At 48.2% G+C, this 21,348-nt stretch carries 18 protein-coding genes; 4 read left to right on the top strand and 14 right to left on the bottom strand.

The features are described from left to right. Positions 1–84: 84 nt before the first annotated feature. On the bottom strand, positions 85–495 hold the full coding sequence (locus K7H08_RS01795) for a DUF2784 domain-containing protein (RefSeq protein ID WP_231657059.1): 411 nt from the start codon (positions 493–495) through the stop codon (positions 85–87). 183 nt (positions 496–678) lie between these two features. Between K7H08_RS01795 and K7H08_RS01800 the strand changes: the two genes are divergently transcribed. After that, complete coding sequence (locus tag K7H08_RS01800; protein ID WP_231657060.1) at positions 679–1,278, top strand: cysteine hydrolase family protein; 600 nt, start codon at positions 679–681, stop codon at positions 1,276–1,278. A 61-nt stretch (positions 1,279–1,339) separates the two neighbouring features. Here the strand turns inward: K7H08_RS01800 and K7H08_RS01805 are convergent, their stop codons facing one another. The 8 genes from K7H08_RS01805 to K7H08_RS01840 all read right to left on the bottom strand — a co-directional run bounded on the left by K7H08_RS01805 (position 1,340) and on the right by K7H08_RS01840 (position 13,376). Further along, positions 1,340–2,032 (bottom strand): hypothetical protein, encoded by a 693-nt coding sequence (locus tag K7H08_RS01805; protein WP_231657061.1) that lies wholly within the window; start codon positions 2,030–2,032, stop codon positions 1,340–1,342. A gap of 229 nt (positions 2,033–2,261) precedes the next feature. Then, a complete protein-coding gene (locus tag K7H08_RS01810; RefSeq protein ID WP_231657062.1) occupies positions 2,262–2,861 on the bottom strand; it encodes an O-methyltransferase in 600 nt (199 codons plus the stop codon). A 201-nt stretch (positions 2,862–3,062) separates the two neighbouring features. Further along, a complete protein-coding gene (locus K7H08_RS01815; RefSeq protein WP_231657063.1) occupies positions 3,063–3,365 on the bottom strand; it encodes a type II toxin-antitoxin system RelE/ParE family toxin in 303 nt (100 codons plus the stop codon). Next, positions 3,353–3,610, bottom strand: a complete 258-nt coding sequence (locus K7H08_RS01820; protein ID WP_095603088.1) for a type II toxin-antitoxin system Phd/YefM family antitoxin — start codon at positions 3,608–3,610, stop codon at positions 3,353–3,355. The genes K7H08_RS01815 and K7H08_RS01820 overlap by 13 nt, the downstream gene beginning before the upstream one ends. Before the next feature lie 138 nt (positions 3,611–3,748). After that, positions 3,749–4,279 carry a hypothetical protein gene (locus K7H08_RS01825; protein ID WP_231657064.1) on the bottom strand — a complete coding sequence of 177 codons (531 nt, stop codon included), beginning with the start codon at positions 4,277–4,279 and terminating at the stop codon, positions 3,749–3,751. A gap of 21 nt (positions 4,280–4,300) precedes the next feature. Continuing rightward, positions 4,301–6,184 (bottom strand): AAA family ATPase, encoded by a 1,884-nt coding sequence (locus K7H08_RS01830; RefSeq protein ID WP_095603090.1) that lies wholly within the window; start codon positions 6,182–6,184, stop codon positions 4,301–4,303. 309 nt (positions 6,185–6,493) lie between these two features. Next, the gene (hhe, locus tag K7H08_RS01835) at positions 6,494–12,292 is read right to left on the bottom strand and encodes a DUF4011 domain-containing anti-phage protein Hhe (protein WP_231657065.1); all 5,799 of its coding nucleotides are present in this window, start codon (positions 12,290–12,292) and stop codon (positions 6,494–6,496) included. 457 nt (positions 12,293–12,749) lie between these two features. After that, complete coding sequence (locus tag K7H08_RS01840) at positions 12,750–13,376, bottom strand: LysE family translocator (RefSeq protein WP_231657066.1); 627 nt, start codon at positions 13,374–13,376, stop codon at positions 12,750–12,752. A 252-nt stretch (positions 13,377–13,628) separates the two neighbouring features. On the opposite strand from K7H08_RS01840, the gene glaH reads away from it, so the two are divergent. After that, complete coding sequence (glaH, locus tag K7H08_RS01845; RefSeq protein ID WP_231657067.1) at positions 13,629–14,591, top strand: glutarate dioxygenase GlaH; 963 nt, start codon at positions 13,629–13,631, stop codon at positions 14,589–14,591. A 64-nt stretch (positions 14,592–14,655) separates the two neighbouring features. Continuing rightward, entirely contained in the window at positions 14,656–15,870 is a 1,215-nt protein-coding gene (lhgO, locus tag K7H08_RS01850; protein ID WP_231657068.1) for an L-2-hydroxyglutarate oxidase, read from the top strand. A 75-nt stretch (positions 15,871–15,945) separates the two neighbouring features. On the opposite strand, the gene K7H08_RS01855 is transcribed toward lhgO, so the two are convergent. Both K7H08_RS01855 and K7H08_RS01860 read right to left on the bottom strand, forming a co-directional pair. Further along, positions 15,946–16,461 carry a GNAT family N-acetyltransferase gene (locus K7H08_RS01855; protein WP_231657069.1) on the bottom strand — a complete coding sequence of 172 codons (516 nt, stop codon included), beginning with the start codon at positions 16,459–16,461 and terminating at the stop codon, positions 15,946–15,948. Between the two features lie 164 nt (positions 16,462–16,625). Next, positions 16,626–17,495 (bottom strand): LysR family transcriptional regulator, encoded by an 870-nt coding sequence (locus tag K7H08_RS01860; RefSeq protein WP_231657070.1) that lies wholly within the window; start codon positions 17,493–17,495, stop codon positions 16,626–16,628. A gap of 94 nt (positions 17,496–17,589) precedes the next feature. On the opposite strand from K7H08_RS01860, the gene K7H08_RS01865 reads away from it, so the two are divergent. Beyond that, positions 17,590–18,090, top strand: coding sequence for a lactoylglutathione lyase family protein (locus K7H08_RS01865; protein WP_231657071.1), 501 nt, complete (start codon positions 17,590–17,592; stop codon positions 18,088–18,090). 237 nt (positions 18,091–18,327) lie between these two features. On the opposite strand, the gene K7H08_RS01870 is transcribed toward K7H08_RS01865, so the two are convergent. From K7H08_RS01870 to K7H08_RS01880, 3 genes are all read right to left on the bottom strand, one after another. Beyond that, positions 18,328–18,558, bottom strand: coding sequence for a hypothetical protein (locus K7H08_RS01870; RefSeq protein ID WP_231657072.1), 231 nt, complete (start codon positions 18,556–18,558; stop codon positions 18,328–18,330). Between the two features lie 254 nt (positions 18,559–18,812). Then, entirely contained in the window at positions 18,813–19,496 is a 684-nt protein-coding gene (locus tag K7H08_RS01875) for a hypothetical protein (protein WP_231657073.1), read from the bottom strand. Positions 19,497–19,850: 354 nt separating this feature from the next. After that, positions 19,851–21,347, bottom strand: a complete 1,497-nt coding sequence (locus tag K7H08_RS01880) for an RNA-directed DNA polymerase (protein WP_120386816.1) — start codon at positions 21,345–21,347, stop codon at positions 19,851–19,853. Position 21,348 lies beyond the last annotated feature (1 nt).

A 21,348-nucleotide genomic window follows, 5' to 3' on the forward strand; every position in this document is an offset into this window, starting at 1 on the left:
AGCTTCCCTGCCATTAGCGCAGCAGGCCCCACCAATGCATAGCACTTGATTAGCCGAGTTCGAGGATATCAGGATCTGAAAAAACTAACGAAAGCGCGCATTTGGCCGCACAACAAACCAGCTAGCCAGCACCAAGCTCCCAAACAGGGTATAAACCACGATAAATACCCATTCCGGCAACGTGAAATAGAGCAGGCTCTGCAGCCAGTATTGAACAAAAGAGCCCGCATAAGTGCCCGCCCCAGCCTTGGCTCGTAGCGCCATTTCCCACGTAGTTAATGGGCAAACGATGCCAAACCACGCCTGCACGACCACATAACCAATGGCACACAGATGAATGACCCGGAATGTCCGATGTCGCACCCACCGCCATTGCAGGAAATACCCTGCGTAGATGGCTAACAAGCCGACGACAACAAACGCCACAAACAGCACATGGAGAACCAGTACCGAATCCGCCAGAAGCAAGAGTAACGTTTGTTGAGTCATAGTCATCTACGTCATCCTCAAAAAGTGATCAACCTCCCTATCGACAAATGGCTAATTAAATTAGCCGATATTGAATAACGAACCCATGTACGCTGTGACCTGTATCATCGACTGTGGCCATAAGCCTGTCGTTATTAAACTGACGCCGCTCTCTTTTAAACAACAATCAATAGCATCAAGGAGTTATTAATGACCACACCTGTCACACTACGTGAACTTTCAGGGCTTGAGCTCACCCATAGCAAACTTTCTGAGTCTGCATTAATCCTTATCGATTGCCAAAATACCTACCGGGAAGGCGTCATGCAGTTAGAAGGCGTGGAAGAAGCCCTGGTAGAAGCCAAAAAACTCCTTGAAAAAGCGCGCGAGGCTGGTACTCCGATCATTCATATTCAGCATAATAGCGGGGAAGGATCGCCTTACGATATTAATGCGCCCATAGGGCAGATCGCAGATATAGTAAAGCCGATAGACGGCGAGCCGGTTATCACTAAAGCGTTTCCCAACTCCTTCGTTCAGACCGATCTTGAAGCACAGTTGAAAAAGGTCGGCTGCAACAAACTGGTTCTAGCTGGTTTCATGACCCATATGTGTGTTAACTCCACTGCTCACGGTGCATTCAACCTTGGGTTTGAAGTGACAGTAGTTGCCAGCGCGACAGCTACCCGCTCGCTTCAAGCTGACCAAGGCAAGACGTTATCAGCTCAAGCGGTTCATGAGGGGGCGTTAGCGTCAACGCGAGATCTGTATGCCGCAGTGGTGGATACCGTCGACGACCTCCCCGTTTAATAAGCGGGGAGATCGTTTCACTGATGCGCGGCGAGGAGGAATTGTTATAGCGCCTAACTTGTTAGGGCGTTTGCGCTTCGTCGCGTATTACTCTGAGCGAAGTGATTTCAATGGTAAGCGCATCACGCGTTTTTTCTAAGTCACTTACCTGCTCACTGACCGCGGCAAGCTGGGTATTGGCCTCTTCAATCTCAGCGTTGAGCTCTTCAAGGTCTTCTTCAGCCTGCCTTCGAGCCTCTTCTGCATCTTCCTGCGACTGTTGAGCGGCATCGCGGGCTGCTTCAGCCTCTTTTTTATCCTCATCTACCTCGGCGTATGTTTCATTCAATTCTTCTAGGCGGCCCTGCTTTTCGTCTACTTGCTCATTTAGGGTGGCAACCTCTTCTTCGCGAGATTCACGCTCACCCCGTAAAGTGGTCAAATCGTCTTCAGCATTGGCAATATCCGCTCGCGTTGAAGCAAGCTCGGCTTCAGCTTCGGCTTGCTCAACCTCTAGCGCGTTCATTCTCTGCTGTAAGGTTGCTAGATCAAGCTCTGCGGCTTCGACCTCAGACATCTGCGCCTGAATCTGCTGATGCTCTCGCTCAGTTTCGGCCAAGCGCGCTTCGAGCGCTTCCTTACTGTCTTGTCGCGACCCTGCAATGGTGTGCGCAACGATAGCCCAGACCACCGCAATAATGGCGATGGCTAAGATCACCTTTACACGGTTGTCGCTCAACAGTTCAATCGTTGATGGTTTAGTAGTCCCTGTCATTGGTGCATTCCTCTCGCTTAAGGGCTATCGCTACTATGATGGCTAACATATGAACGCTAGCGGGTCTTTAATTGATCCATTGTTAATATGAAGGAAAGTTCATGGTTCGGCTAGGAGCGACCATTCAACACAAACCAATTTAGCACTTGAATTAACTGCCCCAATTATCTCAATACGCCTAGCGGGCACTTCCCACTCATTGCGATCATTGAGCGCCAGCACCACCTCGTCAGGCGGAAAAACCAAAACAGCGCGTTGCCAGAAACTCTCCCTTACCAACAGGGACGGTACATGTGGTGAAATCTGGGTCTGTCGAAACCAGCGCCACAAAACTAGCCATTTCATCAGCATGGGAAGTGGCGTTATCCACCACAAGAAGCCCACCACCTTTCAAGAGCCGCTTAATATTCGGCCACCACTGCACGTACTCAGAACGGTTAGAATCGAGAAAGAGCAGATCGAATGAAGAATCCTCCACGCTTTCCAGCAACTTACCAGCCTCACATTGAAGCGATGTAATGTAGTCAGAAAGACCCGAGCGCTCAAAATTCGTGGCGGCCAGATCGAACTTGTATTCGGAAAGCTCTACTGTCGTGACGTGCCCGGAAATCTTCTGGGCTGCCTGGGCAAACCACAAGGTGGAATAGCCATTAGAGGTGCCTATTTCAAGTACCCGTTTGGCATTCGTGGCTTGAGTCAGTACTGAAAGAAACTCCCCCGTATCATGAGTGATATTCAACATACGACGCGGACGATCAGCAATGGCAGCATCGTTTTTCTGGCCAAATTGCTCTAACTCAGTTAGCAACTCGCGTAATGATTCGACCACACTTACCCCCTTAGCAATCTAAACAGCTTTAAAACAAGAGCCGCTTGATCAGGCTCAGGAGGTGGCAAAATGTTATGTCCACCTAATTTAGAAACGTAACGTTTTAAGCTTAACGCACATAATGAACTTCGCCAGATTGATCGAAAGCTCATCGGTGACGTTGACACAGCGAAGACAACGGCATCCTATTAACGCGCTTGGTTAGCTATTCCCAAGCATGTATGCACGGAGCTGCCGCTCCTCTCGCATAACATAAAGGACCAGAACCTGTTTCTCATCCTCACGATAAAAAATGCGGCATGGTGGAACCACTATCTCCCTGTATACCGAATTGGGGAGCTCAGGAGGAATCCGTCCGGATCGGGGGAAATTTTCCAAACGCTCGGTCTTATCGAAAACGTCTTTGACCAGATGGCTTGCGGCAGCAGGTTTATCCAGAGCAATGTACTCAGCGATGGCATCCAGTTCTTGAAGGGCAGGCTCTGTCCAAATTACTTCAGCCATTTACTCATTTTCTCCCTGGCCTCACTTTGGCTGTACGTTCTTCCCTCAAGTACAGCGCGCTCTCCCCGCGAAAGCCCCTCAAGCAGCTCGAGTCGGCGCTGCATAAACTCGTAATCTTGCACATCGACAAGGTATGCGGATGGCTTGCCATGTTCAGTGATCAGTACCGGCTCTTTAGAAAGATGCAGGTCTGCCAGAATCTTTGTGGCTTGGCGTTTAAGGTTGGTAACAAGCTCAACTTTCATGGGCATACTCTGAGTCAGACTGATAGTGGCACTATAGTATCACTTTTTAGGCAAGACAATCACAGCTAACGCCTCAATAACCGGTGCAGCTTTGCTGCGTCCGGCGCCGAAGGCGCGAAGTTGACTGACTTGTTATATTCACGACAGCTGAAGCCCTTTCGGCAGGTGTACGACACCCAATTTCTCTGGCTGAAGGTGCTTTTTGTATACATGGATATCTGAAGGGTTTACAGCCACCTCTTTGAGCTCCTCTAGCGTAAACCTTACTGCGAAAATGACGTACTCCTCTTGAAGATGAGTGCCTAAGTTTGCAAAGCACCCGGAACTCCTTTTGGCATATGAGACCGACTCCAATTCTCCTACACCCAGCTCCTTAGCGGACTTAAAGACATTAGTAATAATGGCTTGCTTATTTGAGGCATGAGTGATGTGGAAAAATACGTTCTCGTCGTCTTCTAGCTGTGCGCCAAATACGCAGTATCGATTTTCTTCTGCAGGTTCTATGAAGCCAAAAAGTTTGATGCTCATGACTTGGCTACCCGAGTGAATATCGCTGCGCTCTGCGGCAAATTTGGAGCACAGCGGAAAAATTGTCCGGCAGCAGCACCTTGATAGGTCGATTGTGCCGCTTAAAATGATCCCTTCGACAGTGCCCTTCACTTGGGGCACAGCACATCCATATAGGAGAAATCAAAGTAACTTGTCGAAAAGCTCTTTCCATCGTTTTATATCTTCATCCTCAACGTATCGGCTCGTATTCGCTAAAAGCTTATCTTTGACGCCCAGCGCGAGCTTCACCTTCCATCCAGGCTCCATGGCGAAGCCCTCACTCTCAGCCCAATTCTTTATTTGAGGGACTATTGGTTTCTTTGGATCATGAACGTCTTCAAATTCTTGTTCGGCACGTCGCTCCATTCGGTCGAGTACTTGAATCATCAGACTACTGGGTAAAAGGTCTTCTATTTCCGTACCTTTGAGGTCGGAAAACACTTCGTCAGTTTCAATTATCTTTTCCTTGTCATCAGAATAAAGATCTCCTTGAAGAGATTTGATGGCCTGCTTTCCAGCAACGTCACTGTCTAGCAACACCTTCGGCAGATCGTCATCTCGCCCAGACAAGATGGACGCGATAATCTTTGCGGTCTTGGCGCCACCGGATGGGGGAAAAACTAATTCGAACTTAGGTGCAATCTTTTTCTTGCCTATCAATATACTTTTGATAGCAGTAAGGTAATGTTGATCTGATGGGCCTTCGACGATGATTGGCTGACAGCCAAGAAGCAGGCTTTCTGCAACAGTCAAATTCAAGGCAGAATGGACCGCGTAGGTTGCCCCTTTGTCTTTCAGCCCTTTGGCTCCTTTCGTGACTCCTAGATCGCTTGAAGCCTCTGTGCTGCCATCTTCTCCCACGAATACTTTTCGGACACGATCCAGTCGGTCGGCATCGATCATAAATGGAGAGTGCGTTGTGAAAATCAACTGATTAGTTTTTGCCAGATTGTTGAAGAACGCTGTTAAATCTCGCTGTGCGAGTGGATGCAACGAATGCCCCGGCTCATCAAGAAGCACGATTGCCTCTTCATGTGCATCTTCGCTTTCATAGGTAAAGACCAAAAAGAAGCTCAGGAACCATTGAAGTCCAGAGCTCCTGTTCTCGAGTTCGATTTCCTCTGGTCGGCGATCATCCGCTACCAAAATTCGAAAGTAGTTTCCATCAGCAACCAGCCGAAATCGATAGTTACCTTGTTTCCACCAGTCCGAAAAGCTCCTCGTCAGCTTGGATGATGCTGATTGTAACAATGCCAAACGCTCACGAAGTTGTTTGTCGTCTTCTTTTATCTCATCGTCAGTCTTGTTTGTGACGTTTCCGATCTTCTGGCCTTGTTGATTCACTCTCTCAACAACACCTGTTGAACGGGCTAGCTCTAACATCTCCTCAGCACTCAGGCTTACTAAGTCAAACAATACTCTAAGAGTCCGAGTCTTTGCAGCTTCTCGCGCCCCCAAATCATTGCGTTCCATATTATCAACGACATGTGGCAAATAAATTTGATCGTCCAGATTTCCATAATTTGAATAATATACGAAGTGTGGCAACCGATTCCTGAAACGACTCCAAAGACTCGGCCCCTGCTTAGGCTCCTCACCTTCGGTTTCGGCAGGCTGTTCCAATGCTGGGTTAAACGTATCTGTAAATACTACATCTGGAAAATCGGGGAACTCGAAGCCGTATTGTCCCTCGAAATTTCGCCGAGCAACAATGGTCACTCCCTCCTTAGCTTCGATACCGTAGCTGTTAGCAATTTCAATATCGGATTCATCCAGTTCGAACTTGCAGTAAATAAACCGATGTAAATTCGGTTCATTGCGCATTTCCGCGTATCGACTGCGTGGCATATCATCAAGAAGACTAATTTCACCAGCTGCTGTTGGGTTAAATTTCCATAGAGGAAGTAAAAGATTTGTTTTTCCTGCTTCGTTTTCACCAATTAGGGCGGTTACATCGGAGACGTCAACCCAACCACTGTCAGTAATAGATCGGAAATTTGTCACGCGGAATTGTATTAATTTCATGATCAACCTTTATAGATAGTTGGGTGCCGGTAGCTGCAGTAAAATCCAAGACCTCAATAGCTCAGCTTCGACCTAACAGTTTTATTCATACGCATACGTGTTTACTGGGAAGCCCCACCTTGCCAATAGACACCTAACCTACTGATATAAAATGGGTAAATACTATCTCTTCTCGTAAGGCCCGTTAGAAAAATACGCATTGTGAGCTGAGCGCTCCGTAAATGTATGGTTGCAGAGAACGTCAGCTCAGGGTCGAAAACGGAAGATCAACAATAGTTATATGTTTGGGCACTGCTTATCCATTCCGCTTCAAATGGTGGGTTCAGCAGTCTGTGAGACCTCCGATCCTGCGACAATTTCCAGTACTTGTCCCAAGTATTGCCTCGCCTCTTTAGGCTCTGTTGACTTCCGCAGGTATTCGGGAATTACCTCGACGAATTCGGACGTAGATACGGGTTCGAGTTCAACCAAAGCCTCTATCATCGCGGGCCGCAGCAGACACCTATCTTTAGGTGTATTTGGGAAATGCTTTGCGATAACAGTCTTGCTAAAAGCTTCGAGACGATCACGTAAGCTACATTCACTGCCTAATATTGAAGAAACTTCTTCATCATTCGCTTCTGCATCAACTTCGGCCTCCTCGAAACGATCAGCATCATGTTCGTAGAGATCCTCATCGACAGACATATCAGTTTTTAGACTGTGCAATTCCCGAATAATCGGCTCAAGCTCACCTTTGGGGTTACTAAACCAATCCGTTGACCAAATACGCCGAATCCGCCAGCCGAGCCGCTCTAAGACTTCTTGTCTCAAGCGGTCACGATCCCGAGCTGATTTGGCAGAATGATATGTCGCCCCATCACATTCGATTCCCATCAAAAAACGCCCTGGTTTTCCTGGGTCTTTAACCGCTATATCTATAAAGAAACCAGCCACACCTACCTGAGCTTCACTTTCGAAACCAGCCTGATGGAGGGCATCGATAACCGAGATCTCAAAGTCGCTGTCAGGAGATCTACCTGTATGGAGAGGCGTCCCATTCATACTGCCCTTCTCCGCATAGTCCAAAAAATCACGAAGGGCTATTACGCCACGCTTAGAGGTTTCCGAAATTAAAATATCGTCGGCACGCATGGAGCTAAAAATGTGCATCCGCTTCTTGGATCGAGTGAAAAGCACATTCAAACGCCGCCAACCTACATCAGAATTAATTGGGCCAAACCGCTGATAGACCCGCCCCCCAACCTCGCTTGGGCCATAAGTGCAAGAAATGAAGATCACGTCTCGTTCATCACCTTGAACATTTTCCAGGTTCTTAATGAACATGCCATCTTCCATATTCCTTAGACAATCTACGGCATCTGCGATTTTACTATCTGCTTTGCACTCTTCTTCTACTGCACGTTCAATCTGCTCCCGTTGCTTCGAGCTCATGGCAACGATGCCAAGCGACTCATTTGGATGATTGACGGCATGCTTCACAGCGGCCTTAGCTACAATACTTGCTTCTTCAACGTTGTATTGGTTTACAAAACGGCCACCTTTGACATAGTTGAACTTAACTCCATATTCCTGAGCCTTAGCGTGGGGCGATGGAAAAATCACAAGATCGTTGTCATAAAAGTTTCGATTCGAAAACGCGATCAAGCTTTCGTGCTGAGAGCGGTAGTGCCAACGCAGGCGACGCATTTTGAATAGAGGCAGGGAAGCATCAAGAATGCTATCTGTCTGCGTCATAGCAGCATTTTCCTCGTCATCATCATTCATATCCTGACGATCGAAGAAGCTTGTGGGTGGTAGTTGTTTTGGGTCTCCTACAACGACAAGTTGTGCACCACGAGCAATGACGCCTAGCGCATCCTCTGGTTTAACCTGCGAAGCCTCATCCATTACGACCAAATCAAATTGCAGGTGACCTGGTTTAAGATAATGAGCGGCGGACATGGGCCCCATCATGAAGCACGGCTTCAAAGCCAATAAGGCGTTGCTTGAACGATTAATTAGCTGACGAATTGGAATATGCTTTGTCTTTTTTCCAAGCTCATTTTTTATCAGAGCCATTTCTGTATATTCGGATTTTCTTCCCCCTGCATTGCCCCCAAGCACATGACGCTCCGCCAATACACTGGCAATTCTTTGACGCTGTAATGTCTTTAGTTTTTGGTCATATTCGCGAAAGGTAGTCTGAAGTGCTGCTTGATTCTTGCCAGATATTCGGCCTAGGTGTGGCCTTTGTGAGAGGATTTCTCTGGACAACTGATCAAATATCGCCAAATTCAAAGCTTTCCTTGCACTCTCGATACTGAGCCTGCCACTCGTCACCAGATGCCAAAGTGGCTCAAGCCCTTGTGCTTTCATCTCGTTTCGAATTCGGACGAAGTTGATCCAATCATTCAGCCACTCCGGCTTTCCAATCGCTAGTAGGTTTCTTTGCCTGATTTCATCTATATTCCAATCTTGATTAGTCAACCATTGCTCGGGCCTCAGCTCAGTCTTACTTTTAAACTGCTCGTATGCCTCTTCTTGATCGCTCCAATCCGAAATATAAGCATCTGCTTCATCCTTTAGCCGCTCATACTCACCATGCGTTTTGATCGCTAGGATTACCTTTCTGAGCGGTTCGAACCGCAGCTTGCGATGGACGTAGCTCGCGAAATCCAGTGTTTCCCGAATAGACTCTAATGAAAGTTTGTTTTCCGCAGTTGGCCCTACTGACAACTCAGCCTCAGGAGCGAAGAGCTTATATAGCAGATCATTCTCTTCAAACGTTGAATGCTGCTTTTGTAAAGTTCTCAACTGTTCTATACAAGACTCAATTTCTTCAAGAGTAAACTCGTTGTTTTTAAACCATTGCTGAATCACATGCACGGCCGCTTTAAAGCGACGGTGTGCCGAAAGCAAAGAGCCTTGTTCGCCTGTAAGATTTTGGTTCTGATGAAGCTCATGCCGGATGCCGGGCAGTACCGCCTGAATATCATCTAGTGAAGCGAGTATCTCCCTCAGTTCTTTTACGAGCCCTTTCTGTTGAAGCTGCTGAATACCTTTGAATAGCTGAGCATCTAGTGAAAAAATGCCGTCTCCGATAGCCACCGTTTGACCAAAACCGATGCCATAAGTATTGCGAATTTGCTGATACCATTCACGAAGAAGTTTCAGCCCCTCTATATCCGTTTCCAGCCCTTCAAATGCAGGCCCTATTTGACGCTTGTACAACCGTGAATCGAATGTTTCCATTCCCGAGACATATTCTATTGCCTCAGATAGAACAGGATTGATCTGTTTTAATTTAATGTCAGGTTGTTTTGCCAACCCCTTAACCTGCTTGCGAGCTCGCCACCAATCCCCAGAGAACCATTTACTCATTCCCTCTCGCAATAGCTGTACTTGTAAAGCTTGTAATTCCTTTGAATCAGGTAATTTGTCAATATCAAAAACCTGCCTCACCCTTTCCCGCAACGGCTTGAGGTGAAGAAGCTTTACGTCTAGAGCTTCCAGTGTGGCATCGAGGCCATCTTCATCAAAATGCTCCGAACGAAGGCTAATCATCCGGCTATCAAGCGCTCCAATCGCTTCAATCATTTTGATTGCAGCTTCGAGGCCCTCAACAGTCGGCTCTAAATTCGTATTTAATGGCGAAGGCAAAGCGATCTTCAATTCTTGCAGCTGTCGGTCAAGAGCCTCCAGTTCAGCCTCAACTTTCTCAAGCTTAATGGTTGCGCGCACAATATTTGAGAAGAGTTCTTCTCGACATGCACCAGATAGGAGATGCAAGTCGGGGAATGCCGGCAAGGGCTCGCCACGCGATAGTGCTGAAAGCTTTTCTGAAAAGATGTGCTGTGCTAGTTTCTCAAATGTCTCTTGAATTCTTTGATGGAGACTCAGCAATTCCTCGACCTCAGACTGCGTCTTGAGATCAAGCCCATCAAGCGCCTTAAACAGCTCTTTACGAGAGAGTGATGGTAGATCGTAGAGATCCAAAGCCAATGACTCGCATTTCTCCAACGTTAACAGCTCTGACACATCAATTTTGAGAGTATGTGCAGCTCCCTGGTTGCGCTCATGCAATTGATCAAGTGACTGTTGCCACTCCCGAAGAACAGATACAACCTGTTCTGAGTCAAAAAGCTGAATTGCCGTACTCTCTACCCCAGACCAAGGATGATCATGAAGTTGGGCACTTTGCCCGACCTGTTCTATCATTCCTCGATAAATCTGCTGGAACTCTTTAACTTGATCGACAAGCTGAAGCCGTTTCAATTCGGTGAGAGACGTCCCCGTCAGCCCAGCGATATGAATATCGGTTGGACTTATCTCTAACAGTTGACGATAACGAGCCGCACTACTAAATATCTCGTGGATTGTTCTATCTGTATTAGCCCATGTTTCGTTGATTTCTTGAGCATAGTGATTGAGTCGCTCTTTAAGCTCCTCGTAACGCATGGTTTCTGCGTCAATATTTTGTGTTGAGCTCAAATGCTTCTGCTTCACTACACGAGCACTGATATCTTCAAGTACCTTGCGCTTTTGTGATTTATGGCTGTGTAGTTCAAGACAGAAATCACCTAATCCGGCCTTATCTAACCTAGTTTTAACTACGTCAAGAGCGGCCATTTTCTCCGCTACGAATAGAACTTTCTTGCCGTTTAACATAGCGGCAGCAATCAAGTTAGTTATCGTTTGTGATTTACCAGTCCCTGGGGGCCCTTCAATAACGAGGTTCTGACCATTCACTGCATCAATAAGTGCACTATGTTGGGAGCTATCAGCATCATCGATTAGCGGGAACAAATCATGTATTTGTTCAACCTCATCGATGGCATACTCCACAGTATTGCCTTCCCCCTCATCCGAGCCATTTTCCGAACTTTTGAAAAAGCGCTGGACAATTGAATGCTTAATCAGATTTCGCTCGTCGAGAGGCCATCTCTTTGGATCTAAATCCAAATACATCAGCATCTTGCCAAAATTCAGCAGAGCAAGAGCGCCGTAACGCCGGACGGTCCAATTTGGTTTTGTAATTCTAATTACTTCAGCAACTTGATCGAGGTAGGTTTCAGGAGAGACATCTTCCTCAACTTCCGGTAACGCAATACCGAAATCGACTGCCAGCTTTTCTTTTAGAGACAAGTTTGGAAGGATATCTTCACCGGTGTAACTCAAGGTGTACTGATAGGTTCCACTATTGTGGTCTAGCTTCCCGCGGCTCAGATGTACCGGAACTGTAAAAAGCGGAGCCAATCTTGTTTTTGAGCCGCTGTCATTTTCTGCCCATTCCAGAAAACCAAGCGACAAATAGAGAATGCTTGAACCCATTTCCTCTATCGCGGTTTGAGCTTTGCTTCGTATCGCACGTAATCTAGATTCCATTTCTGGTGGGTAGAGCAGAACCTGTATCGCATCATCCTGATGCTTTTCACCACCTTGGGCCTCATCATCTCTCGGCAACTCATAACTAATATCAAAACCGAGGACCTTTGCCCACTCCTTCGCATCAGGGTTAGCTTTTAACTGGCGATCTTTGCCATTTTCTTCATCTACTTCAAGGTAACCATGCTCAACTAACTCCTCCCGGGTAGGAGGCGGAACAGACCTGAACGTAAGCTCACGCTCAGAAAGAAGCACTTCGCATAGCTGGTTTGGAACTTCATCTATAATTCGCAGGGCTGCAGCTTTCTGTTGGATAGGGAAATTCAACAATCTGTTTCGAGCCGTGAGATCTAATAGCTTTTTGCGCATCAGTTCCAGCGATTCAAGCACGAAAGGGTCTGATGAGTTTAGGAAGTTATCCGCAGCTTGCTGGTCTTGTTCATTAGACATGGTACAGCTTGGTTCCTTTGTTTTAGTAGAGCTATAATCTATTGATTCATCATGCTTATTTTTTACTTCTTGTATTTGAGGTACTTCATGGGAATCGTTTAATCGCTGACCAAACTGCTCTAGCAGTTTTTCAACTCGGCGCTTGAGCTGCCTCGCTGCACTTGTTTTTCGAAAGTCCAGCTCGAAGAGGACTGCTTCTAACAGTTTTTTATCCTGCGTGTTGCTATTAACGATCTTGCTCAGCCGGCTGGTCTCTAACGCAAGGTAAGGTCGCCGCTCCATAGTCTCCATGCCCCCGCCCAGAATAATTAGCTAGTTTGCCACCGAAGTATCATTATTTACTACCGATTAGTACAGACAAGGATCTTAGAGACAGTAGCCAACCTATCAATAAGTTTGAGGGTTCAAAAGCCAACGTGCGGCCTTCAAGACCGAGCACTTCTAAAAACGGGAGGTTACCGTATGACCGCTCAGGCCGAAAACAGACTTCCGGCAAGGTGTCTGATCGCAGTAACCGACTCCGCTTACGTTTATTCAACAACCTGCAACTATCAAAATCTACTTAGCCTAAAAGCTAGCAGATAATGATTGCTGCCGTCATTAGAAATTAGTCGTCTAGCTTTGGTTTCACCATGGACAGGCGCGTGATGCCGCCACTTATTGTGAATACCGGCCTCCCTGATCATGGTTAATTCGTCGGTTTCCTGACAGTCTAAAATCACCAACCGCCTATTTCGCAGGCCGCTTATTACGCAGGTCGTTTGGCCAGCAATGCCCAAACACCCGCCGAAGACAGTAGCGTTCCCCCCATGACATTGAAACGGCGCTGGGCGCGGCGTGAGGCAAGCATTTTGCGCACGGATGAGGCAAACACCGCGTAAAGCGTGGCATTGAGTGTCGCTAACGCCACGAACGTGACTGCCAAAATCCACAACTGCTGCCCCGCATTAGCGCCCGGGCTAACAAATTGCGGCAAAAAAGCGACGAAGAAGATGATGCCCTTGGGGTTGAGTGCCGTTACCAAATAGGTATTGGTGAACAGCTTCCTGCGCGACCCTGATACCGCAGGTGTTACTGGCTGAACCGACGATATCCCGGCACGCAACAGCTTTATACCCATATAGAGCAGGTATAAACCGCCAATCCATTTGATAACGGTGAACCAAAACGCCGAAGCGGCCAAAACAGCACCCAAGCCAAGTAGCGAAAAAATCAGCGCCGTGGAATCGCCTAATGCCACCGCAGCGACAAGCGGAATATTAGCGCGCCGGCCTTGGGCGATGGAGTAGCTGACAACCGTCAAAATCGTCGGCCCAGGAATAGCGAGCAAGGCCACGGATGCAAGCGCAAAGGCAAACCAAATTTCGATAGACATGGGACAGCACCTTAGACGTGGTAATGACTAAGTTAACATAAGCCGCGGCAGGCTGAAGTACCCCTTTAGCAACGCCCTCTGATATCCCCACTGTTTTGACGATGTGAGCTCCCCTTGCGGTCGAACCCGCACCATATTTTTAACTAAATAAATATAAAACGTTGACGAAATATAAAAATGTAGATATTTTTTAAGCGTAGGTTATTTATTCAGTCGGTTCTTTTTCACCCTTTTGCTAAAGAGAGGCGTCCAATGAACGCTCCAGCCACTATCCCCGCACAGCAGCATCATGGTTTCACCCTTGGCCGCTCACCGCAGTCGGACCGCTTACTGCAACTGAGCTTCCCTAAGGAAACAGTGAAAGCGTTTCTTGACGCCGTGTCGGAATGGCCGGTTCAAGCACTGGAATATAAGTCTTTCCTGCGTTTTCGAGTGGCTAAGATTCTTGATGATTTGTGTAAGAACACCCTACAGCCGGTGTTGATCGAAACCATGGTGGATCGGGATACGGGGGCATTTCTGGTTACGCCAGAGGGGCTGGATCAGGTTGAGCAGGCTGACGAGATGGTGATATTCGCCACGGCAGTGTCTCACCTGATGGGACGCTCTAATTACGACGCCATGAGCGGCCAGTACTATGCGCGGTTTGTGGTGAAGAATGTCGATAACTCAGACAGCTACCTACGTCAGCCGCACCGCGTGATGGAGCTGCATAACGACGGCACGTTCGTGGAGCAGGACACTGACTACGTGCTGATGATGAAAGTTGACGAACAGAACATGCAAGGCGGCAACTCGTTACTGTTGCACCTCGATGACTGGGAAGGGTTAGACAGTTTCTACTCTCACCCACTGGCGCGTCGTGACATGCGCTGGACCGCGCCACCCAGTAAGAATGTTGATCGCGACATCTATCACCCCGTGTTCGATGTGGATACCGAGGGTCGCCCGATCATGGCCTACATTGACCAGTTCGTTCAGCCGAAGAACTTCGAGGAAGGCAACTGGCTAGCTGATCTGTCTGATTCGCTGGAAGGTAGCCAACATCAGCTATCGGTTCCGGTCGCTACTGGCAGCTTCCTGCTGATTAACAATCACTTCTGGCTGCATGGTCGCGATCGCTTCACCCCGCACCCTGATCTGCGTCGTGAGTTGATGCGTCAGCGTGGCTATTTCACCCATGCCAAAACGCTACGCCAGCCGCGTCAGGTATAATCATTTAGAATAAGCTGGCCACCGCCATGACGGTGGCCATTTTCCCTTGGCTACCGAGACGCCTATGTACGACTACATTATTATCGGGGGCGGCATTCTTGGGCTGTCGACTGCCATGCAGCTTATCCGTGCCTATCCTGACAAGAAGATGCTGCTGGTTGAGAAAGAGGATGGTCCTGCCCGCCATCAAACAGGCCACAACAGTGGCGTGATTCATGCGGGGGTTTACTACACGCCCGGCAGCTTAAAGGCGCGTTTTTGTTTAGAGGGAAACCTCGCCACCAAAGCGTTTTGTGACGAGCATAGCATTGCCTACGACGAATGCGGCAAGCTGCTGGTCGCCACAAATGACCTAGAACTCCAGCGTATGAAAGCACTGTGGGAGCGCACGGAGGCTAATGGCCTGGAGCGGTATTGGTTGACGGCGGAAGAACTGCACGAACGTGAGCCTAACATCACCGGCGTCGGCGGTATCTTTGTCCCCTCCAGCGGTATCGTCAATTACGCTGAAGTGGCTGCCGCTATGGGTCGCGAATTCGAAGCCGCTGGCGGTGAGATCCGCTACACCACGTCAGTCACCGGCTTAAGCGAGCGAACCAACGAGGTAGTGGTATCCACCAGCCAGGGTGATTTCTCTACCCACTATATGGTGTCCTGCTCTGGCCTGATGGCAGACCGCGTGGTACGCATGCTGGGTATCGAACCAGACTTCACCATCTGCCCGTTCCGCGGCGAGTACTTCCGTCTTCCCGCGCAGCACAATCAAATCGTTAATCACCTGATCTACCCAATTCCTGACCCTTCGATGCCGTTTCTTGGCGTTCACCTGACACGCATGATTGACGGCAGCGTGACGGTCGGCCCCAACGCGGTGCTGGCCTGGAAACGTGAAGGCTATCGAAAGACCGACATCTCGTTTTCCGATACGCTAGCCATGCTGCGCCACCGCGGCATCCGCCAAGTGCTGAAAGACAACTTGCGTCCAGGGCTTTCCGAGTTTAAGAACTCAATCTATAAAAAAGGCTACCTGCAGCAAGTGCGTAAGTACTGCCCAAGCTTAACGCTTGCTGATCTTGAGCCTTACCCGGCTGGCGTGCGTGCCCAAGCGGTGTCCAACGATGGCAAGCTGGTCGATGACTTCCTGTTCGTCAACACGCCGCGTACTGTCAACGTGTGTAACGCACCCTCGCCTGCGGCGACGTCTGCCATTCCCATTGGGGCGTATATCGTAGAGAAAGTTAAGCAGCAGGTTGGCGATAGCGCCGCCGTAGTGAGCTAAGAGCCCACCAAGCTGCTTAGTATCAAGCCTATTTCGGGCGCATAGTTTGCGTCCGAAATATTATTAAGCGGTTACTTAGCCAACACTACGTAACGCCATCTCCATAGGCTGCATCATAAGAAATGAATCACTCCTAAGCGGCGTCGGCTGCCCCGTCGCCATAAACCCAGACGACCGATACAAGCAAACTGCCGCCTCATTGCTGGTTGTAACGTCAAGCGCGAGACACTCACACTCTTTATCTATCGCCCAGGTTTCAATTTTACCCAGAAGCGCCTTGGCGATGCCTTGCCCTCTTGCCGCAGGCGAAACCCACATTTGATAGATGTGAGCGGTTTCCACCTCTGGTGCATGTATCACCCCCCAAGCAAGCCCCAACGCCCGACCACCCTGCTCTGCCACTAACGGAAAAGCCACAAGCCCCCGCGCGTTAAGATCTAAGCGCGCCCGCCAATCAGAATCCGACAATGCAGATTCCTGCTCGTAAGTGGCTCCAAACGAGTCAGGGGAATCCTTGAGCGATTCCAGCCTGACGGACTTGTACAGCGCCCAGTCTTCAGGGGTTAGTACTTTGATGTTGAAGTTTTTCATATAGGGGACTTACTGCATGGTGCAGAGGTTTCGGGTGATTTAATAAGTTTGTTACCAGTCGCTTTGGTCAGTATCCGGGTAAAAGCGAACTTTCGGATACTTCTAATGTAATGCCATACTCAGTGGCTTGTTCGCTGCAATGCTTTGTTAAATATCAATCGGACTCAGAGCCAGCACCTAGCTTCCGCTATTACCGTTTCTATTCTCTTCTGGTATCCCCGGTGACGCCGGACGCAAAGGTATAGTGTCTCACTCACCGGGTTAGGAAGTCGGTGAGCCTTTATTTGTTCGGGCTTGTGAAACGCCTCAACCGCATGAGCCGGTAATGCTGTAAAACCTAGCCCGATGCTGACAGGCTCCAGAATCAACCCGATCTGGTTTGAGTACCCCTTTCTTAGAAACTGATGACTGTGCTGGAACTCAGGATAATTTTTGCTAAGCAGCAGGTTGGCGTGGTGACTTCCATCAGGATGGTCAATAAAACCGAGGGCCATCAACGTCTCCCAAGATGGCTCCTCAATGGTCTCAGGGGTCACCAATAACAATGATTCTTCCGCGATAGGCTTGCAACTGACCTCGGCCAGGGTAGATTTTGACGTCATGAAGCCAATATCCACAGAAGATTCGGCGATGGCGGTTTCTACGTCGGAGTTGGGTGCAAAGCGGTAATCAATTATGAGTTTTGGATACTTACTCTGCAGCGCCAATAAGCGTGGATATAGCTTAAGCCCAACACTCCCGGGTGACATCACCCGAACTACCCCTTCGTAAGGCGAATCTTCTTGGACTGCCTGCTCCAAACTCGATAACGCCTGCAGAATGTTCTGCGCTTCGATGTATAGCCTTTCGCCTGCCTGCGAGAGTGAGAATTTCTTCCCCTCCCGGATTAGCAACTCAACACCAAGTTGCTCTTCCAACTTACGCACATGCTGGCTCACCCCTGACTGAGTCATGTGGAGACGTTCGGCCGTACGGGTGAAATGTCCTACATCAACGAGGGTGCAAAAGGTAGTTAACCAGGTGGTGTTTATCATCACTATCCATAATTATCACAATCAAAAATGATAATTTTAAGTAATTAAAGGCGTTCTGTAACCTACTATCAGTCACACCAGAGGAGGACAGGTAATGCCCAACGTTTACCCAAGAAGTTTCTCACACATCGGTATTTCTATACCGGATCTTGAGCGAGCCGTACAGTTCTACACCGAAGTGATGGGCTGGTATCTGATCATGGAACCCACCGAGATCAAAGAGGACGATAGCGCCATCGGAGAGATGTGCACGGATGTCTTCGGAGCCGGGTGGGAAAGCTTCAGAATCGCACATCTATCTACCGGAGACCGGATAGGTATCGAGCTTTTTCAGTTCAAGAATCAGACCAACCCGGAGGATAACTTTGAATACTGGAAAACCGGCGTCTTTCACTTCTCTGTGCAAGACCCCAATTTGGAAGAACTTGTTGACCGTATCGTAGCCGCTGGTGGTAAGCGGCGCATGAAAAAGCCACGCTACTACTATCCAGGTGAGAAGCCCTATCGCATGATTTACATGGAAGATCCATTCGGAAATATTGTGGAAATCTATAGCCATAGCTACGAACTGACCTACAGCGAAGGCGCCTACTAAATTATTAGCGATTAGAATTCGAGCAGGCTTGATAAGCCTGCTTTAAAAACGCCAGTTTCATTAACTTTTTATAAGTTAATTAAAATTAGGTAGCATTTCCAAACTTAGCGCCTTGCTGTATTTCCTAGCACGTTCGCTTAGGCTCGGTTACCCACCACTCAGCACAGTCCCGCTTTTTCTTAAGCCCCTCATCCTGCACGTAGTCAGCCAGCTCGTTACGGCCCAGCGTCACATGGTTCACGGCATCTCCATATGCACTGCAATGATGGTCGCATCAGGAGCCGCCCGATGGGTATTCAGTATGTCTTCTATACCCATAATTGGGTGGCGCCAGTATTCAACACGACTACTTCGGGGTGCCTGTTTATGGTGCTCGAGTATTACGGCGCGAAGATTGCCAACAAGATTGCCCGTATCATGGGGTTCCCCCGCATCGCGAAGGTGGACAGGCGTACCTTCACTCGCCACCTTCAAGCCTCGTCGCGTTTTCGGAACTATCTCATGGATTAGTCAAACGACGGTTTAAGCCAAGCTGTCGTTATATGTCCAGGAACAGCCCTTAGGACTATGTACCCAAGTGTTAACAGTAATAGCTGGAAAATGGCTGATTTCTGTGTGCCGCGCAGTGGCCGTTATAATCAGTAAACTTTACATAACACACATAGGCGGCCATGAGCCTGAGTTTTAAGCCCACGATTCGACTCATACCGAAAACGTCTAGACTAAAGTAGTCCTGTCATGCGTCCGATTGTTTGGACTAGCGAATTCAATGCAGAAGAAGCATTTGTAACCGTGTTAAGGCGATCCCAGAATACGCTTTTCGTATCTGCACTCTGCACACCCTCTGGCTTAGACATCTCTTCAGTAAAAATTGCGATATCCGATGCTGCGGCCTGACGCTGCGCTGGCGTTAGGCTCTCATCTATCTCGATGCTACGGCGCAGCTCCGCCAAGACCGATTTTAACTCGCGCTCAGCGTCAGAGCAGTAGGCATTAACATCCAGCGCGCGTATGTACCCATCCAAAGAGCTGTTGACGACTCCAACCTGACTCTGGATGAACGTTCCACCTGCCACTATATTTGTTACCGGTGTCATCGTCATAGCTACTCGCTGCTCATTGTATAAGTTAATCGCATATTCTAGGTCGTAATGACCGGTTCCTGGTTGATAAAATACGCAATCATGCTCTCGATTAAATAGCTCATGTTCTTGGATCTCATCGGTACGAAGTTCTGTACCGAGTTGCTGAATGAATTCTGGCCTTTCTGCGTAACAGTAAACTGCCACAAATGGAAATGGATCATTGCTCTCTCGGTCTATCACTAGTGCATGATTAAAAGCCTCAGCTTTTTCATCACCTCCAACCCTGGCGGCGAAAGCGATACGAGACTCACGGATTAACAACGAACATGTTGTGCACCTAACCATGGCATTACCTTTAAGTGAAGCAAGCTTAAAACTGAACCCACTTTTCTTTCTTGTAATGTGGCATTGGCAGCCCACTGCAACAAAAACATCGCCAAGATTTCAGACACCGAGGGCACTAATAGTGCTCCTCTACTGTTCAACAACGCTATGCTGCGCATTTAAACAACAACGTCTATTTACCAGAATAGACTACGTGCCGAGACTGCGTAATTAATTTCGCATTGCGGCCAGGAGCGGCCATTGCGGTAGTGCTGATATAACGCCGCGTTCACCGGCTTGTCCGGTGCAACGCTTTGTTCAGCACCATTTACGACACCCTTATTTAGAATGTTAGTATGCCCAAGCATTCTGTTTGAACAGCTCGATTTCTTCGGGTTCAATCACTTCTGTTGCCTCTGCTACGTCCGCAACCACAATACTTTTCACATCAATCGCATTTTTCAAAGCTTCACTAGCGATCCAGTCACACCCCCACAATTGCGGTGCTCCACCATTAACTATCTGGCAAATTGGCTCAGAACTATCGAATGGGATACCCACGGCTTTTGGTTGAGTTACTCGCTGCAACCATATTTCAAGATAACCGTTGTAAGGAACCCGCTTAATTTTCTCTCGGACTTTAGTCCAGAGTCGAACCTTGTCTTCGGTTGGTGCAAGCGCAATAAGATGGCTCAAAATTCCAGCTACAGCGGGAAAAGTTGCTGGAGACACATAGGCAATATCTGTTGCGATTGCCACTTGAACATCGAGGTCGTCGGGAGATTCCGTTTGGCTAGAAACGTTAGTGTGAAAATCGCCCACTAACCGACGTAACGCACCGCTATTCGGATATCGTTGACCGAACGCATGGAGTCTCATTAATTGTTTTTGGATCGTTTTGGCATTTTCTTTTCCAAGGTCTTGCAGTTCAATACCTGCAAGTTTGTCTGGCTTGATAGACCCTTCCACTACGTTTCCGCTGGAAAAAGTCTTTGAAACCCCAAGCTTCATCCCGACCGTTCGCAACTTATCGCTTACAACCTTAAGAACGGATTCTGCACGTTCGTCGCTGTTTGCAAAAATGCGGTAATCATCTCGGTAACGAAGGATTCGGATATCAGTACAGCTACCTAGCTCAGTATTGATAAGCTCATCGACATAGCCAAGTACGATTTCGGCGATAAAGTCCATAAGTACCGAGCCTTGGCAAATTCCATTTGTTTGGCCGTAACGACTAGCCTGGATGTGGAAATCAATCTTGTTTCCAAGAAGCGACTTCTTAGTTTTGTTTTTCTTAGCTTCTTCGATCCCATGGATAGCCCATGCAATGCTATGCGTATACAGCGAGCCGTAACAGTCTGTCACATCGGTGTGAAGAAGGTGATTGAATTCCAGCGAATAAGTCAAAGAGCGTTGTTCAACAGCCTGCCACCACCCTTTAATCTGAGTGGCAACATCGGTCTGGTGGTCCACTGACATTACAGGCGCGCTGCAACAGTCGATGACGCCATCCTCAAACTCAGCCATACGGGATATGATTAGAGCCCAGTTTTCCTCGTCGCAAATAACGTTTACCAATGAGACGTATATTGCAGGATGCATCAACTCATATGGTCGCCAAGCAAACCTTCCGTCCTTGTTGGCAATGAAATTGTAATTTACATCAGGAAAATCGGCTGGACTGCTTTTCTTGAACTGATTAAAACTAGCGCCGCCTAAGATTTCCGAAACACTTGCCAAAATAGGCTCGAAATTAATGTAGCTCGGAATATCGCCATTGAAGTAGCTACTCCCCTTCAAGAAATGAGCACGTGCTTCTTCATTGGTTAGGTCGATTAATCGCTTCATT

The sequence above is a fragment of the Halomonas sp. IOP_6 genome (assembly GCF_021151565.1).
GTDB classification, from domain to species: domain Bacteria; phylum Pseudomonadota; class Gammaproteobacteria; order Pseudomonadales; family Halomonadaceae; genus Vreelandella; species Vreelandella alkaliphila.

What these genes read in the sequence shown, in the direction of transcription:
- K7H08_RS01795 (WP_231657059.1), bottom strand. Translation starts at nt 495, where the DNA reads ATGACTATGACTCAACAAACGTTACTCTTGCTTCTGGCGGATTCGGTA.
- K7H08_RS01800 (WP_231657060.1), top strand. Translation starts at nt 679, where the DNA reads ATGACCACACCTGTCACACTACGTGAACTTTCAGGGCTTGAGCTCACC.
- K7H08_RS01805 (WP_231657061.1), bottom strand. Translation starts at nt 2,032, where the DNA reads ATGACAGGGACTACTAAACCATCAACGATTGAACTGTTGAGCGACAAC.
- K7H08_RS01815 (WP_231657063.1), bottom strand. Translation starts at nt 3,365, where the DNA reads ATGGCTGAAGTAATTTGGACAGAGCCTGCCCTTCAAGAACTGGATGCC.
- K7H08_RS01820 (WP_095603088.1), bottom strand. Translation starts at nt 3,610, where the DNA reads ATGAAAGTTGAGCTTGTTACCAACCTTAAACGCCAAGCCACAAAGATT.
- K7H08_RS01830 (WP_095603090.1), bottom strand. Translation starts at nt 6,184, where the DNA reads ATGAAATTAATACAATTCCGCGTGACAAATTTCCGATCTATTACTGAC.
- hhe (WP_231657065.1), bottom strand. Translation starts at nt 12,292, where the DNA reads ATGGAGACTATGGAGCGGCGACCTTACCTTGCGTTAGAGACCAGCCGG.
- K7H08_RS01840 (WP_231657066.1), bottom strand. Translation starts at nt 13,376, where the DNA reads ATGTCTATCGAAATTTGGTTTGCCTTTGCGCTTGCATCCGTGGCCTTG.
- glaH (WP_231657067.1), top strand. Translation starts at nt 13,629, where the DNA reads ATGAACGCTCCAGCCACTATCCCCGCACAGCAGCATCATGGTTTCACC.
- lhgO (WP_231657068.1), top strand. Translation starts at nt 14,656, where the DNA reads ATGTACGACTACATTATTATCGGGGGCGGCATTCTTGGGCTGTCGACT.
- K7H08_RS01855 (WP_231657069.1), bottom strand. Translation starts at nt 16,461, where the DNA reads ATGAAAAACTTCAACATCAAAGTACTAACCCCTGAAGACTGGGCGCTG.
- K7H08_RS01860 (WP_231657070.1), bottom strand. Translation starts at nt 17,495, where the DNA reads ATGATAAACACCACCTGGTTAACTACCTTTTGCACCCTCGTTGATGTA.
- K7H08_RS01865 (WP_231657071.1), top strand. Translation starts at nt 17,590, where the DNA reads ATGCCCAACGTTTACCCAAGAAGTTTCTCACACATCGGTATTTCTATA.
- K7H08_RS01880 (WP_120386816.1), bottom strand. Translation starts at nt 21,347, where the DNA reads ATGAAGCGATTAATCGACCTAACCAATGAAGAAGCACGTGCTCATTTC.